We start from the raw sequence: 14,600 nt of genomic DNA, 5'->3' as shown, positions 1-14,600 counted from the left end.
GCCGCCCCCCCGGCTCTTGTTTCCCACCCGATCCGCCGCCCGCGTTTAGTGTTTTTCCGTGCGGGGGCCGGGGGGCTGGCCCCCGCCCCCGGGCCCCCCCCCGGTAATTGTCCGGGCGCCCGGCTCTCCCTCGGGAGAGCGGGCCGCCGTCGTCCCCGGGGACGGGGTCCGTGGGGCACCGTCCCCGTCACATCACATGTCGCGTGTGACCGGGATCGCGGGGTAACAGGCCCGCGCGGTGCCGGGGTTGGCGCTCAGCACGCCGTAGATCTGGTCGCCGGTCCTCGGGCCGACGATGCCGTCCACGGACAGGTGCTTGGCCTTCTGGAACTTCTTGACCCAGGTGTAGGTCTGCTGCCCGTACTTGCTGTCGACCTCGAGCGGTTCCTCGCTGCTCTGTCCGCTGTTGGTCGCCCAGACGTTGACGGCGATCTGCACACAGCGCACCCCGAGCTCGTTGGTGCTGCCGGGGCCGATGTTGGGCGTGGTCTTGCCCATGGTGGTGAGGTTCGAACCGGCCTTCGCCGATGCCGAGTTGGTGTGGGCCGCACCCTTCGGGTGGTCGCCGCCGTCGTTGCTGTCGCTGCCGCAGGCGGTCAGGGCGAGCGCGGATACGGCGACCGCGGCGGCCATGGTGGTCAGTCGTGTGGACGTGCGCATGGTGGTTCCCCCCGTTGCTGGTCGGTACCGGGAGGGACGGATGCGCGCCCGGTTCGGTTCTCGCGCCTGTGGTGCGGTGTGGTGCGGGACGCGGGTCCCGCGCCCCGGCTTCCCCCCGGGGCGCGGGCCGGATCTCCCCCGGATGTCCCCCCGTCGGCCCGCGTCCCTCTCCCCCGTCTCCCCCGTGGCGGCCGATGGTCGGTCGGCGCCAGGGCCCTGCTGGTTCACGAAGCTACGGCGGGCGGGCAAGCGGAGACGTCCCCTCCAGGGTTGATTGACGGGCAAACTTCTGCCGTATCCCGGCGGTTCCTACAACTTCCGCGGTACTGCGGGAGTTTGACGTTCCGCCCCCGGCACGGGGGTTACGCTGCGGCGATGTGGACCCGCCCCCTCGCCGTCGACGCGCTCATCGCGGTCGCTCTGACCACGGTGGCCGTGCTGCTCGGGCAGGAGTCCGTCAAGCAGGGCTGGCCCGCCCTGGACCCCAAGGGCTACGCGCTGGTGGCTCTGGTCAATCTGCCGGTCGTGTTCCGGAGCAGGGCGCCGCTCGCGGTGCTGCTCGCCGTGCATCTGGCGTGCGTCGTGTACATCACCGCGGGCTACTGGCCCGTCGTGAACACCTTCGGGCCCATGCTCGCCGTCTATACGGTGGCGTCCCTGCGGCCCCTGCGCATCGCCCTGCCCGGCGCCGGGCTGATGTGCGCCGTCTGGATCTACGCCGGTCTGGTCAGCGAGGACTCCGTGATGGCCTCCGTCGTCGGCCAGGCCGTCGGCTTCTCCCTCGTCCTGCTGCGCTTCGGGTACGTCGCGCGCCAGTCGACGGAACTGGCCCGGCAGCTGAAGCGGGAACAGGACGAACGGGCCCGCCGCGAGGTCGCCGAGGAGCGCGGCCGCATCGCGCGCGAGCTGCACGACGTGGTCGCCCACCACATGTCGGTGATCTCCGTGCAGGCGGGCCTCGCCACCTTCGTCTTCTCCTCGGACCCTAAGACCGCGCGCGCCGCGCTCGGCACCATCGCGGGCACCAGCGGCGAGGCCCTCGAAGAGCTGCGCCGCATGCTGCGGGTGCTGCGCGCACAGGACGAGGCGAGCGCCGCGGGCACGGGGGGCGGGGGCGAGCCGGACGCCCCGATGCCGGGGCTCGCGCGCCTGGACGAGATGGTCGAGCGGGTACGGGCCGGAGGCGTGCCGGTGGAGCTGACCGTGGTGGGGGAGGAGCGCCCGCTCGCGCCCGGCGTCGAGCTCTGCGCCTACCGGGTCGTCCAGGAGGCGCTGACCAACGTCATGAAGCATGCGCCCGGCGCCGGCGCGGCCGTCCGTCTGCACTACCGCAGACACCATCTCGAAGTGGCCGTCACCGATGACGGAAAGGGGGTGAATCCGGCCAGAGTGCGGACGGGGAGCGGCCATGGCTTGATTGGGATGCGCGAGCGGGCCAAGCTCTACGGCGGGACGATCAGCATCGGCCCGCGGGACGAGGGGGGCTTCGCTGTGCGACTGACCCTGCCGACCTCCGCCCAGAGCGCATCGCAAGGGGACGACGCGACGGGATGACCGACAGCACGCGGGTGCTGGTCGTCGACGACCAGTTCCTGATCCGTGCCGGGCTCGTGGGACTGCTGCGCGCCGCGCCCGGCATCGAAGTCGTGGGCGAGGCGGGGGACGGCACGGAAGCCGTCGAACTCGCCGCGAGGACCCGCCCGGACGTGGTCCTCATGGACATCCGCATGCCCGGCATGAACGGCATCGCGGCCACCGAGAAGATCCTCGACGAGGCGGCCGACCCGCCCCCGCGGATCCTGGTGCTCACCACCTTCGACCTCGACGAGTACGTGTACGGGGCGCTGCGCGCCGGGGCGTCCGGGTTCCTGCTCAAGGACTCCGGGCCCGAGCGGCTGCTCGCCGCGGTGGCCGTGGTCGGCGGCGGCGACGCGCTGTTCGCGCCGAGCGTCACGCGCCGCCTGGTGGAGGCGTTCGCCCGCACGCCGGGCGCCGCGGACGCCGGGGGCGGCCAGCCGCCGCCGGACCTCGGGGCGTTGACGCTGCGCGAGGTCGAGGTCCTGAAGCTGATCGCCCGGGGCCTGTCCAACGCGGACATCGCCGAGCGCCTCTACATCAGCGAGGCCACCGTCAAGACCCACCTCAACCGCACGATGACCAAGCTCGACCTGGACAGCAGGGCGCAGGCGGTCGTGGTGGCGTACGAGACGGGACTCGTGACGCCGGGCGGCGGCGCGTAGCCGTGCGGGTTGGCCATGCGGGTGGCCCACCCTCTCCCCCGGGGAGGGCGGGCCACCAGGGCTCACCGGTGTGCGGTGCGGCCTACCACCACACGCCCGCGCGCAGCTTCTTCCAGGTGTTCTTGCCGACCTGGCCGTCGACGCTGATGTGGGCCTTCGACTGGACCTTCTTGACCGCGTTGTAGGTCTTGGTGCCGAACTTGCCGTCCTCGTTGAGCAGCGTCGGGTAGGAGGTGTTGGCGTTGATCAGGCACTGGACTTCCTTGATGCGCTTCTTCGCGGCGCTGCCCGTCTGGCCCGCCTTGGTCAGCGCGGTTCCGTTGTAGTAGCCGCAGGAGTACGCGGCGTGCACCCCGGGTGCGGGCGCGGCGGTGGCGCTGACCGCCGGTGCGACGGCCAGGCCCGAGCCGAGTGCGGCGGTGGCGACGGCGAGAGCGATGCGCTTACGAGTGATCATGGTTCCCTTTCGTCGTGCGGGCCGGGTCCCCCCGATGGGTCCCCCCGACGGCCCGCGACGTGTTGTGCGGCGCACCGGGCGGTCCGGGGTGGACCGTGCCGCCCGGTGGCTGAGACGAATGTGCCCGGCGGGTGGCGCCAACGGCCATGAATTCGGCGCCAGTTGGGTGATCGTGGGACGTCCCGCCCGCTGACCTGCGGGGATGCGGGTCGCCGCGAGGTGGCCGTGGGACGGTGGGAACCGGAGCGATTTCGTCCCGCATCTACCGGAGGTAAGGGGGCATGTCGCCTCGGGGGACCATCGGACGCGTATGGGGTGGAGCATGTCGCGTTGGAAGAGCCTGCCGGAGACGTTGGAGGACCGAGAACGCCAACTCGTCGTGCAGTTACGCCGCTTGAAGGACCACAGCGGCCTCAGCCTGGCGGCGCTCGCCGCCAAGACGTCGTACAGCCGCTCCTCCTGGGAGCGCTATCTGAACGGAAAGCTGCCGGTGCCGCGCGAGGCCGTGGAGGAGCTGGCGCGGGTCTGCGGGACGGAGTCGACGCGGCTGCTCGTGCTGCACGAGGTGGCGGAGCGGACGCGGGGCAGGGGCGGGGAGGGGGAGAGCGCGGGCGCGGACCTGGCAGGGGAGCTGTCCGGGCCGGTCCTGGACCTCGGGCCCGAGTCGTCCGAGCCGCCCGGCGCCGGGCCGCGGGCCGCCGGACGCACGCTGCGGCTGCGCGCCGTGCTCGTCGTCACCGCCCTCGCCCTGGGCCTCGGCTTCGCCGCCGGGGCGCTCGCCGCGCCCGCGTGGCAGGACGACGACGGGAAGGACCGGGGCAGGGGCGTGTACTCGTACGAGAAGGGGCGCACGTACCCCTGCGAGGACCGCCGGGAGGACGGGGGCCGGTACGCGGGCTACAGCCTGAGCCGGGACATCCAGCTCGACCGGGGGATGAGCGGCTGGGACGTCGTCGAGGCGCAGTGCCTGCTGAAGCGGGCCGGGTTCGGCTCGGGCGCCGTCGACGGGGCGTACGGGGACTCCACGAAGAAGGCCGCGCTGCGCTTCCAGCGGGCGCGGCACCTGGCGGAGGACGGGATCGTCGGGCACGACACCTGGGGGGAGCTGCGGAAGTGAGCGGGACGGTGACGCACATGGGCGCCGAGGCGGAGCAACTCAGCACGGGTCTGCGGGAGTTGCGGGAGCGCACCGGGCTCAGCCTGGCCGCGCTCGCCGGGCGGACCGCGTACAGCAAGTCGTCGTGGGAGCGGTACCTCAACGGCAAGAAGCCGGTGCCGCGCCAGGCCGTGGTGGTCCTGTGCACCCTGGCGGGCGAGCCGCCGGGGCGGCTGCTCGCGCTGTGGGAGCTGGCGGACGCGGCGTGGAGCGGGCGTGCGGTGGGCTCGGCGGCGCCGGGTGCGGGCCCGGCCGGTGCGGAGGCCGGGGATGCGGGGGCCGCGGGCGCGGGGGCCGGGGGTACGGAGACCGGGAGCACCGACGAACCGGTGTCCGAGCTCGTGGGGCCGCCCGAAGTGCCGTCCGCCGACGCCCCGGTGGCGTGGTGGCGCCGGCGGCGCGTGACCGTCGTCGTGGGCGCGGCCGTCGCCCTCGCGGTGGCGGGGGCCGTCTCCGTGAGCCTGGCGCTCTCGGGCGGCGGTCACGCGGGGGAGAGCCGGGCCGGCGAGCGGCCGAAGGGCCCCGCGCCCGCGCCGTACGAGCCGCACTGCAAGGGCGCGGCCTGTGAGGGGAAGGACCCCGCGAAGATGGGCTGCGGCTACGAGGCCCAGGTGGCCACGCTCGCCGTCCGGCGCTACGACGGCGGGCGCCGGATCGACCTCCGCTACAACGCGACGTGCCAGGCGCTCTGGGCCCGCAGCCTCGGCCTGCGGCACGGCGAGCGGGTCACCGTGTCGGTCCCGGGCGCGAAGGACAAGGAGGTCCGCGTGGTCAAGGAGGAGAAGGGGCTGCGCTTCCTGGCCACTCCCATGACCACGGTCACCGGCGGGCCGGATGGCGCGAAGACGACGGGCGCGAAGGTGTGCTGGATCCCTTCGGGCGGCGGGCAGCGGGAGTGCTTCACGAAGTGACCCTCCCGGGTCTGAACCGGGCGTGAGCCGGGCCTGAACCGGGCGTGAGCCGGACGCAAGAGCGATCTCCCGGGCATGAAAAAGGCGGCGCCCGTCCTCTCCCCCGTGGGAGGACGGGCGCCGCCGGTCTGGTGGTTTCCCCCGAAATCGAGCGGTCTGTGCGCTGTCTTCCGTCGAGATCCAGAGTCATGGACCCGCCAACCGACCTGCAAGGCCCGGAGGTTCGCTGTGGCACGGAAGTGACCATTCCGCAACGGTGTCCTGGGGCGGCAACGAGCCATGAACAGGGGGGTTCCGCACCGGCGTACGCGGCGACGATGGGAGACTGGACCGCGGACCGCAGGAGTGCGAAGGTGCACGCCAGTGGCCCAGAATGCTCCCGTGCGCCCCCACAGCGGGAACTGACACCCTGGCTCCGCGCATCCCTGTGGGTAGTCCAGAACAGGTACATCAGGGGACAGAGCGCACGGAGGGCTGCACAGCCCGGGGGCACGTCAGCACGTACGGGGGGAATAGGGGGAGTAATGCCTCGTTGGAAGGCGCTACCGGATGAGCTCGACCCGCAAGTCAGGGAGTTCGCCAGCCAGCTGCGCCGGCTCGTCGACCGCAGTGGCCTGAGCATCGCCGCGGTGTCGGACCGCACCGGGTACAGCAAGACGTCGTGGGAGCGCTATCTGAACGGGCGGCTGCTCGCGCCGAAGGGTGCGATCGTCGCGCTCGCCGAGGTGACCGGGACGCCGCCGGTGCACCTCATCACCATGTGGGAGCTCGCGGAGCGCGCCTGGAGCCGCTCCGAGATGCGGCACGACATGACGATGCAGGCCATCCGCATCTCCCAGGCGCGGGCCGCGCTCGGGGAGTTGGGACAGAACCCGCCCAAGGGCGGCAAGGCGGACAAGGCGGAGCGCGGCGGCGGGGGCACCGCCGCGACGGCGCGCAAGGGCGCGGGCGTGACGGGCGTCGCGGGGCCGGCCGGGGTGGCTCCGACCGTGCCGCCGCAGGCCGGTGCGCCGGGTGCGGAGTCCGCCGTGCCGGGTGCGCCGGGCGCTCCGTACGGAAGCGGCGGTCGGGGGTCCGCCGCCGCGCCGCCCGGGTCCGGTGCGGGGCAGCAGAGCCCGGCGGCGGGCTCGCCGGACGGGCAGCGGCGCCGCAGGAAGCTGACGATGTTCCTCGCGGGGACGGTCGGCGCGCTCGTCGTCATCGCCGCCGCGGTCTTCCTCACGGACTTCGGCAAGGACGACAAGAGCGACGAGGGCAAGCCGCCCGTGACGCCGTCGACCACCGGCCCCGAGCTGCCCGCGGGCGTGGAGTGCACCGGCAAGTCCTGCACCGGCAAGGACCCCGAGAACATGGGCTGTGGCGGCGAGTTCGCCAAGACCGTCAACCGCGCCACCGTCGGCAAGACGCTCGTCGAGGTCCGCTACAGCAAGACGTGCGGGGCCGCGTGGGCGCGCATCACGCAGGCCGCCCCCGGCGACAAGGTCTCGGTCGCGGACGGCGCGGGGGCGGGCAAGCAGACCGGCAAGGTGGACACGGACACGGACGCCTACACCCCGATGGTCGCCGTCAAGAGCGGCGCGGAGGCGAAGGCGTGCGCCACGCTCAAGTCCGGCGTGACGGGGTGCACGCTGAACTAGCGCGCTGAACTGCCGCGATCCGTACGGTGGTTGGCCTCTCCCGGTGGGCCCCGCCCTGGTGGGCGGGGCGGCCGCCACCTCGGGAGAGGGAGAGTGGCGGCCGCCTGGGGGTGTGACCACTCCCGTGGGGGTACGGTGCGCCTGCCCACTGGTGCGCGGGTTATGTGTGGCGCTTTTCTGTGGGCTGGGCCACAGGGGCCCGGCCGCCCCCGCGGACCGGAGCGCGATAGCCTGACCGCTGGATCTCTCTTGACGCCAAGAGATCGATCATCGAGCCGATGGCATCGATCAGCATCGGGGCGATGGCATCGGTCATCGGGGCCGACGGCAGGGATCCCGCACTCAGGGGATCCCGCACACATGGGGCCGGGACACCTCACCGCCAGCTGTCTTAACGGAGATCGCCATGACCCGCACTCCCGTGAATGTCACCGTCACCGGCGCGGCCGGCCAGATCGGCTACGCGCTGCTCTTCCGCATCGCGTCCGGCCACCTGCTCGGCGCGGACGTGCCGGTCAATCTGCGGCTTCTTGAGATCACGCCGGCGCTGAAGGCCGCCGAGGGCACCGCCATGGAGCTCGACGACTGCGCCTTCCCGCTGCTGAACTCGATCGAGATCAGCGACGACCCGAACGTCGCCTTCGACGGCACGAACGTCGCCCTCCTCGTCGGCGCCCGCCCCCGCACCAAGGGCATGGAGCGCGGCGACCTGCTCGAGGCCAACGGCGGCATCTTCAAGCCGCAGGGCAAGGCCATCAACGACCACGCCGCGGACGACGTGAAGGTCCTCGTCGTCGGCAACCCGGCCAACACCAACGCCCTCATCGCCCAGGCCGCCGCCCCGGACGTACCGGCCGAGCGCTTCACCGCGATGACCCGCCTCGACCACAACCGCGCGCTCTCGCAGCTCTCGAAGAAGACCGGTGTCCCGGTCTCCGAGATCAAGAAGCTCACGATCTGGGGCAACCACTCCGCCACCCAGTACCCGGACGTCTTCCACGCGGAGATCGCGGGCAAGAACGCCGCCGAGGTCGTCAACGACGAGCAGTGGCTGGCCGACACCTTCATCCCGACCGTCGCCAAGCGCGGCGCCGCGATCATCGAGGCCCGTGGCGCCTCCTCGGCCGCCTCCGCCGCGAACGCCGCCATCGACCACGTCCACACGTGGGTCAACGGCACGGCCGCCGGCGACTGGACCTCCATGGGTATCCCCTCGGACGGCTCGTACGGCGTTCCGGAGGGCCTCATCTCCTCCTTCCCGGTCACCACCAAGGACGGCAAGTACGAGATCGTCCAGGGCCTGGAGATCAACGAGTTCTCCCGTGGACGCATCGACGCGTCCGTCCAGGAGCTGACGGAGGAGCGCGAGGCGGTCCGCGCCCTCGGCCTCATCTAGGACCTCGGCCGCACCGCCAGGACCCGGCTCCGTCTAGGGCCTGTCCGGCGGATCAGGCCGCATGATTCCGAGCTGTGCCGTCCGTCGCTGGTGAGCGGGCTGTGGTGCGTCGAGATGCAAGGCGGAGGAGGGCGACAACGCGGAGCGTTGGCAACCGACGACAACGCCGCAGATCGGCGTGCGACAGCCCGCGACCGCGGCAAGATCCGCCGGACAGGTCCTAGGAGCCGACTGCTTCCTTGCGCCGCCCCTGGTCGCCGCTCTCCGCGGCGGCCGGGGGCGCCGTCCTTTCCGGGCCGGTCCGCTCCGGGCCGGAGCCGAGCGTGACCGTGACGGCGGCCGCCGCGAGGACCACCACGGCCCCGACCACCCGCAGCGCCGCCGTCATCCCGCCCATGAAGTCCGCGTGCCCCGCGAGCACCGTGCCCGTGACCGCGACGCCGAGTGCCGCGCCGACCTCGCGGGCCGAGGTGCCGAGCCCGGAGCCGAGGCCCGCCTGGTGCGGGGGCAGGGACGAGACCACGGTCAGGGTCAGCGGGGGCATGCTCAGGCCGGTGCCCGCCGAGATCAGCAACAGCCAGCAGGCGTACGCCGGGTAGGGCGTCCCCGCGTCCGCGGTGGAGGTGCCGAGCAGGCCGAGGCCGATCAGGAGCAGGCCGCCGCCGATGAGCGTGCGGGGCCGGTGCGACCAGCGCGGGGTGAGCTTCGGGATCAGGGTCATGCCGATGGTGAGCGGCACGATGGCGAGGCCCGCGAGCGCCGCCCCGTACCCCTTCACGTACTGCAGGTACTGGGAGTTGACGAAGAACAGGGCGAAGAGGCCGAAGAAGGACGCCGCCATGCCGAGCGTCGCCGCGCTCAGGCGCCGCGAGCGGAAGACCCGCGGGTCGAAGAGCGGGGTGCGGGAGCGCAGGGCGTGCAGGGTGAACGCGGCGAGCAGGGCCGCGCCGACGGCGAACGCGGTGAGGATGCGGGGCGAGCCCCAGCCGTACTGCGGGCTCTCGATGATGCCGAAGAGCACGGCGACCAGGCCGAAGGTGAGCAGGACCGTGCCCGTGGGATCGAGGCGGGTCGATACGGCCTTGTCCGTGACGGGAGTTGTGCGCCACACCGCGCAGGCGAGCAGCGCGGCGAGCGGCACCATCGCCCAGAACAGGGCGCGCCACGGCAGATACTCGCCGACGAGTCCGCCGCCGATGTTGCCCAGGAGGCCGCCGAGGGCGAGGGAGAGCGTCCAGGAGGCGAGGGCGCGCGGCCGGTCCGCGGGCGGGGTGACGCGCATCAGGACCGACATGGTCGCGGGCATGATCAGGGCGGCGCCCGCGCCGGAGACGCCGCGCCCCGCGATCAGGAGCTCCGGCGAGGTGGCGAGCGCGCTGAGCGTCGCGCCCGTCGCGCAGAGGCCGAGCCCGCTGAGCAGCGCGCCCTTGCGGCCGTAGCGGTCGCCGAGGGCGCCGGCCGGGATGAGCAGGCCCGCGAAGACGATGACGTACGCGTCCACGGTCCACAGGAGTTCGCTCTCCGAGGGGTGCACGGACGACGAACGGAGCTGCGGGACAAGGAGGTTGATGGCGGCGACCATGCTCTGTGCGACGACGACGCAGGCGCAGAGCGCGAGCAGGGTCGACCGCTTCAGGGAGGTCTCGGTCCGGGGTCGGTGCTGATTCTGGGCAGGGGAAGTCAAGGCTCCTCCTCGGGAGCGGGCGTGGTGGTGTGGGATCCGCTCTCACCGTAGGCTCGGGCCTGTCCTGCTTTCCAGTGCAATGTTTGCAAGGAGTGATTGCGTGTGACGCAATCCGTGGCGGAGTCCGTAGGGGAGACCGGCCCCGGCGGCCTCGACCTCAACCTCCTCGTCGCCCTCGACGTCCTGCTCGACGAGCAGAGCGTGCGCGGCGCCGCTCGCCGCCTGCACCTCTCCGAGCCCGCCATGAGCCGCACCCTGGGCCGCATCCGCAAGGCCCTGGGCGACCAGATCCTGGTCCGGGCCGGGCGCCAGATGGTGCCGACCGCGTACGCCCTCGCGGTCCAGGCCGAGGTCGGCGCGGTGGTGGAGCGGGCCCGCGCGCTCTTCGCCGGACAGGGTGAGGTCGATCTGCGGACGGTGTCCCGCACCTTCACCGTGCTCGGCCACGACGTGCTCGCCGCCTCCTTCGGCGCGGCCCTGTTCGCGCGCGCCGAGGAGCAGGCCCCCGGTGTGCGCATCCGCTTCCTCAGCGAGAGCCATGTGGACGTGCCCGTGCTGCGCGAGGGGACGGCCGACCTGGAGGTCGGCGCGATCGACACTGCGGCGCCCGAGGTGGTCGTCGAGCACCTCTACGACGACCGCATGATCGCCGCCGTACGCCCCGGACACCCGCTCCTGAAGGGGGAGTTGACCCCGGAGCGCTTCGCCGCCGCCGACCACATCAACGTCTCCCGCAAGGGCCGCTTCCAGGGCCCGGTGGACGCCGCCCTCGCCGAACTCGGCCTGCGGCGGCGGGTGGTGGGCGTCCTGGGCACGGTGCCCGCCTCGCTCTTCGTCCTCCTCGACACCGATCTGGTGGGCCTGGTCAACACGTGGAGCGGCCCGCTGGTCGAGCGGCTCGGCCTGGTCACCTTCGAGATCCCCCTCGCCCTGCCCCCGCTCCCGCTCGGCATGGCCTGGCACCCCCGTCACGACGGGGACCCGGCGCATGCGTGGCTGCGCGGGTGCGTGCGGGAGCTGCTGCCCTCCTGATCGGCTGATCCGTGAGACCCGTGCTGTCGCTCTCCTGCTAGCGAATGTAGTACTTCTTATACATGAGTGAGCAGGTGCACAACAGGCTGGCCATGGTGCGCGCCGAGCGGAAGGTGTCGCGCCAGGCGCTGGCCGAGGCAGTGGGTGTCCACTACCAGACCATCGGCTACATCGAGCGGGGGCAGTACAACCCGAGCCTCGACCTGGCCCTGAAGATCGGGAAGTTCTTCGGGCTGCCGGTGGAGGCGGTGTTCTCGCTGGAGCCGTTCCGGCCGCTCACGGATGAGGTCTACGGGAGGAACGCACAATGACCGAAGGGCAGTTGACGGGGTACGACCGGCGGATGGTCGCCCTGATGAACCGGCGCGAGGGCGCCCCGATATATGCGACGGCCGCGCGCAGGCGCACCGTCGTGGGCGTGCACATCGCGCTGACCGCAGCGGAGATCACCGCCTGGCTGTTCACCGTGGTCGGCGAGGAGCGCTGGGCGGTCTGGACCTTGCTCGGCCTGTTGCTGCCGTGGTGCCTCGCCACCGGCGTCATCAACGCCTCGACGCGCGGCCTGCTCGAACTGCGCGCCCGCGCCCTCGACGAGCGTCAGCGCGCCGAGAAGAACGCGGTCGCCGCGCGCGCCCACCGTGCGATGTTCTGGCTGCTGCTCGGCGCCACCGTGGGGGTCGGCGGCGCCTGGTGCGCGGGGGTGGACCTCAAGGGCCTGGTGTTTCCCGTGCTGTTCGCGGTCTTCGTCACGCACTGGCTGATGCCGCTGTGGGTGGCGGGGCTCGCCGCCCAGGACGACCTCGCCGACGAGGACGACGTCTGATCAGGTGCGGGATGTCTGGTCAGGTGCGGGATGTCTGATCAGGTGCTCTGCAGCTCGCTGTTGAGCTTCGAGACGTCCACGGTCTCGTCCGCCGACGGGGTCTTCGACGGGACCGGCTTGTCGTAGTCGGAGAACATGGCCGACAGCTTCTGCCCGTCGTCCTCGCCCTCGGCCTTGATCATGTACGGCTTGCCCTCGGCGGCCACGTAGTACGTGACGGGCTTGCCGTCCTCCTTGCCGGTGAGCTTGACGACCTTGGTGCCGTCGACGCTGGACGTGCCGCCCTTCTGCAGGTTCGTGGGCTTGTCCTCGTCGTCGTCCTGGAGGAACTTGCCCAGGTCACAGGCGTCGGCGACGTCCTTGAGCATGGGGTCGGCCGTGGTGCCGTACAGATAGCGGTTCTTCAGCAGCTCCTGGGCGGCCTCGCCGTCCTTGCCGGGCAGCTCGCGCTGCCAGAACGCCGCGTCGGGCTTGATCCAGACCTTCGCGCCCTTCTTGATCAGCTCGATGGCCGCGCCGTCCTCGGTGATCGTTCCGGTGCAGTCGCCCTTGCGGTCCAGGGCGAGGTCCACCGAGGGCATCGCGCTGGCGCTCTCGCTCGTGCGGTCGCCGCCCGTCCCTCCGGCGTCCACCTTGATGCGCAGGGATGTCGCGCCCTCGGTCGCGGTCCGCGACTTGTCGAAGATCTCCTGCGCGCTCAGGTCCGCGGTGTCATCCTTGCTGTTCAGGTCGCCGTTCAGGCCGCTGCTCGCGGTCGGCATGAAGCCCGACAGGGTGAGAACGAGGGTCGCCGCGGCCGCGGTCCCGGTGGCGGCGCCCCAGGCGCGCTTATGGGTCATTCCGGGCATAACTACACCTCCCGTGGAAAACCACCCATCAAGCGTACGTATCACCACCAACTCCCGCATGCGCAGTGATGCGGCGCACTTTCGGCCACCGAACGCGCATGCTTTTCCTGGCCGAGGGCAGGTGCTCCCGGCCCCCATGAGGAAGCTGGGGGCAATGCCCCCATGAGTGACAGGTGGGGCAGATGACAGGAACGGAAGGCAAACGGGACGTGTCCGCACAACAGACCATCCATGTGGACGGAGAGTGGCTGAGCGCCGCCTCCGGGGCCACGCGCGAGATCCTCGACCCGGCGGACGCGAAGACGTTCGCCGTGATCGCCGAGGGATCCACGGAGGACGCGGACGCCGCCATCGCCGCCGCACGCCGCGCCTTCGACGAGGGCCCCTGGCCGCACACGCCGGTCGCCGAGCGGGCCGCCCTGCTGCGCCGGGTCGCCGATCTGCTCGTGCGCGACCGGGAGGAGATCGGGCTCCTGGAGAGCCGCGACGCCGGGAAGACCGTCGAGGAGGGCCGCGTCGACGTCGACTGCGTGGCCGACGCCTTCCGCTACTTCGCCGACCTCGTCATCGGCGAGGGCGCGGGCCGCGTCGTGGACGCGGGCAGCGACGACATCCACAGCGTCGTCGTGCACGAGCCCATCGGCGTCTGCACGATGATCACGCCCTGGAACTACCCGCTCCTGCAGGCCAGCTGGAAGATCGCCCCGGCGCTCGCGGCGGGCAACACCTTCGTCATCAAGCCCAGCGAGATCACGCCACTGACGACGGTGGCTCTCATCGAGCTGCTCGTCGAGGCGGGCCTCCCGGCCGGTGTCGCGAACATCGTGACCGGCCCCGGCCACACCGTCGGCGCCCGCCTCGCCGACCACCCGGACGTCGACCTGGTCTCCTTCACCGGCGGCCTCGTCTCCGGCACCAAGGTCGCCCAGGCCGCCGCCCTCGGCGTCAAGAAGGTCGCCCTGGAGCTCGGCGGCAAGAACCCGAACGTCGTCTTCGCCGACGCCTGCGCCACCGAAGAGGGCTTCGACACCGCCGTCGACCAGGCGCTCAACGCCGCCTTCATCCACAGCGGGCAGGTCTGCTCCGCCGGTGGCCGCCTCATCATCGAGGAGTCGGTGCGCGAGCGCTTCGTCGCCGAACTCACCCGCCGGGCCGCCGCGATCCGGCTCGGGCGCGGCACCGAGGACGGCGTGGAGTGCGGCCCCCTCGTCTCGCAGCAGCAGCGCGAGAAGACCGAGATGTACGTGGCGTCCGCCCTGGAGGAGGGCGCGGTCCTGCGCACCGGCGGCAAGCGCCCCGAGCCCACCGAGGCCCGCCCCGCCACCGGCTACTTCTACGAGCCGACGGTGCTCGACCAGTGCCACCGCGGGATGCGCGTCGTCCGCGAGGAGGTCTTCGGGCCCGTCCTGACCGTGGAGACCTTCACCACCGAGGACGAGGCCGTCGCGCTCGCCAACGACACCGAGTACGGCCTCGCGGGCGCCGTCTGGACCACCGACCAGGGCCTGGCCCGCCGCATGGCGCGCCGGATGCGCCACGGCACCATCTGGATCAACGACTTCCACCCCTACCTGCCGCAGGCGGAGTGGGGCGGCTTCGGCAAGAGCGGCGTCGGCCGTGAGCTCGGCCCGGCCGGGCTCGCCGAGTACCGCGAGGCCAAGCACATCTACCAGAACCTGGCGCCCGCCCCGGTCCGCTGGTTCGCGGGCTGAGCCCCGCACCCGGCAGGCCCTGAGGCACCCGTACGACCGCTCAT

Annotated in this window: 14 protein-coding genes; 10 read left to right on the top strand and 4 right to left on the bottom strand. The window is 72.2% G+C overall.

Annotated elements, in window-relative coordinates:
- Nucleotides 1-192 precede the first annotated feature (192 nt).
- Nucleotides 193-660, bottom strand: coding sequence for a peptidoglycan-binding protein (locus tag ACFWYM_RS33540; RefSeq protein WP_384845931.1), 468 nt, complete (start codon nucleotides 658-660; stop codon nucleotides 193-195).
- 375 nt (nucleotides 661-1,035) lie between these two features.
- Here ACFWYM_RS33540 and ACFWYM_RS33535 point away from each other — a divergent pair, with 375 nt between their 5' ends.
- Together ACFWYM_RS33535 and ACFWYM_RS33530 are read left to right on the top strand one after the other, a co-directional pair.
- Nucleotides 1,036-2,214: a sensor histidine kinase gene (locus ACFWYM_RS33535; protein ID WP_384845929.1), complete on the top strand. Its 1,179-nt coding sequence runs from the start codon at nucleotides 1,036-1,038 to the stop codon at nucleotides 2,212-2,214.
- Nucleotides 2,211-2,900, top strand: a complete 690-nt coding sequence (locus ACFWYM_RS33530) for a response regulator (protein ID WP_384845927.1) — start codon at nucleotides 2,211-2,213, stop codon at nucleotides 2,898-2,900. The genes ACFWYM_RS33535 and ACFWYM_RS33530 overlap by 4 nt, the downstream gene beginning before the upstream one ends.
- Before the next feature lie 82 nt (nucleotides 2,901-2,982).
- Here the strand turns inward: ACFWYM_RS33530 and ACFWYM_RS33525 are convergent, their stop codons facing one another.
- Nucleotides 2,983-3,357 carry a peptidoglycan-binding protein gene (locus tag ACFWYM_RS33525; protein ID WP_384845925.1) on the bottom strand — a complete coding sequence of 125 codons (375 nt, stop codon included), beginning with the start codon at nucleotides 3,355-3,357 and terminating at the stop codon, nucleotides 2,983-2,985.
- Between the two features lie 322 nt (nucleotides 3,358-3,679).
- Between ACFWYM_RS33525 and ACFWYM_RS33520 the strand changes: the two genes are divergently transcribed.
- The 4 genes from ACFWYM_RS33520 to ACFWYM_RS33505 all read left to right on the top strand — a co-directional run bounded on the left by ACFWYM_RS33520 (nucleotide 3,680) and on the right by ACFWYM_RS33505 (nucleotide 8,457).
- Entirely contained in the window at nucleotides 3,680-4,474 is a 795-nt protein-coding gene (locus ACFWYM_RS33520) for a helix-turn-helix domain-containing protein (protein WP_384845923.1), read from the top strand.
- Nucleotides 4,471-5,424, top strand: coding sequence for a helix-turn-helix domain-containing protein (locus ACFWYM_RS33515; protein ID WP_384845921.1), 954 nt, complete (start codon nucleotides 4,471-4,473; stop codon nucleotides 5,422-5,424). The genes ACFWYM_RS33520 and ACFWYM_RS33515 overlap by 4 nt, the downstream gene beginning before the upstream one ends.
- A gap of 524 nt (nucleotides 5,425-5,948) precedes the next feature.
- Entirely contained in the window at nucleotides 5,949-7,061 is a 1,113-nt protein-coding gene (locus ACFWYM_RS33510) for a DUF2690 domain-containing protein (protein WP_384845919.1), read from the top strand.
- Between the two features lie 406 nt (nucleotides 7,062-7,467).
- Complete coding sequence (locus ACFWYM_RS33505; RefSeq protein WP_384845917.1) at nucleotides 7,468-8,457, top strand: malate dehydrogenase; 990 nt, start codon at nucleotides 7,468-7,470, stop codon at nucleotides 8,455-8,457.
- A gap of 220 nt (nucleotides 8,458-8,677) precedes the next feature.
- On the opposite strand, the gene ACFWYM_RS33500 is transcribed toward ACFWYM_RS33505, so the two are convergent.
- Complete coding sequence (locus ACFWYM_RS33500; RefSeq protein WP_384845915.1) at nucleotides 8,678-10,141, bottom strand: MFS transporter; 1,464 nt, start codon at nucleotides 10,139-10,141, stop codon at nucleotides 8,678-8,680.
- 96 nt (nucleotides 10,142-10,237) lie between these two features.
- Here ACFWYM_RS33500 and ACFWYM_RS33495 point away from each other — a divergent pair, with 96 nt between their 5' ends.
- From ACFWYM_RS33495 to ACFWYM_RS33485, 3 genes are all read left to right on the top strand, one after another.
- On the top strand, nucleotides 10,238-11,173 hold the full coding sequence (locus ACFWYM_RS33495) for a LysR family transcriptional regulator (RefSeq protein ID WP_384845913.1): 936 nt from the start codon (nucleotides 10,238-10,240) through the stop codon (nucleotides 11,171-11,173).
- A gap of 62 nt (nucleotides 11,174-11,235) precedes the next feature.
- Nucleotides 11,236-11,484 (top strand): helix-turn-helix transcriptional regulator, encoded by a 249-nt coding sequence (locus tag ACFWYM_RS33490; protein ID WP_384845911.1) that lies wholly within the window; start codon nucleotides 11,236-11,238, stop codon nucleotides 11,482-11,484.
- The gene (locus ACFWYM_RS33485; RefSeq protein ID WP_384845909.1) at nucleotides 11,481-11,996 is read left to right on the top strand and encodes a hypothetical protein; all 516 of its coding nucleotides are present in this window, start codon (nucleotides 11,481-11,483) and stop codon (nucleotides 11,994-11,996) included. The genes ACFWYM_RS33490 and ACFWYM_RS33485 overlap by 4 nt, the downstream gene beginning before the upstream one ends.
- 38 nt (nucleotides 11,997-12,034) lie before the next feature.
- On the opposite strand, the gene ACFWYM_RS33480 is transcribed toward ACFWYM_RS33485, so the two are convergent.
- Complete coding sequence (locus ACFWYM_RS33480; RefSeq protein ID WP_384845907.1) at nucleotides 12,035-12,835, bottom strand: hypothetical protein; 801 nt, start codon at nucleotides 12,833-12,835, stop codon at nucleotides 12,035-12,037.
- Nucleotides 12,836-13,026: 191 nt separating this feature from the next.
- Between ACFWYM_RS33480 and ACFWYM_RS33475 the strand changes: the two genes are divergently transcribed.
- A complete protein-coding gene (locus tag ACFWYM_RS33475; protein WP_384845905.1) occupies nucleotides 13,027-14,556 on the top strand; it encodes an aldehyde dehydrogenase family protein in 1,530 nt (509 codons plus the stop codon).
- The last annotated feature ends 44 nt before the right edge of the window (nucleotides 14,557-14,600 follow it).

The organism is Streptomyces sp. NPDC059009 (assembly GCF_042740175.1).
Lineage (GTDB): Bacteria > Actinomycetota > Actinomycetes > Streptomycetales > Streptomycetaceae > Streptomyces.
Note: the sequence above shows the minus strand (reverse complement) of the source record. Positions and strands in the feature narration are given on the sequence as shown.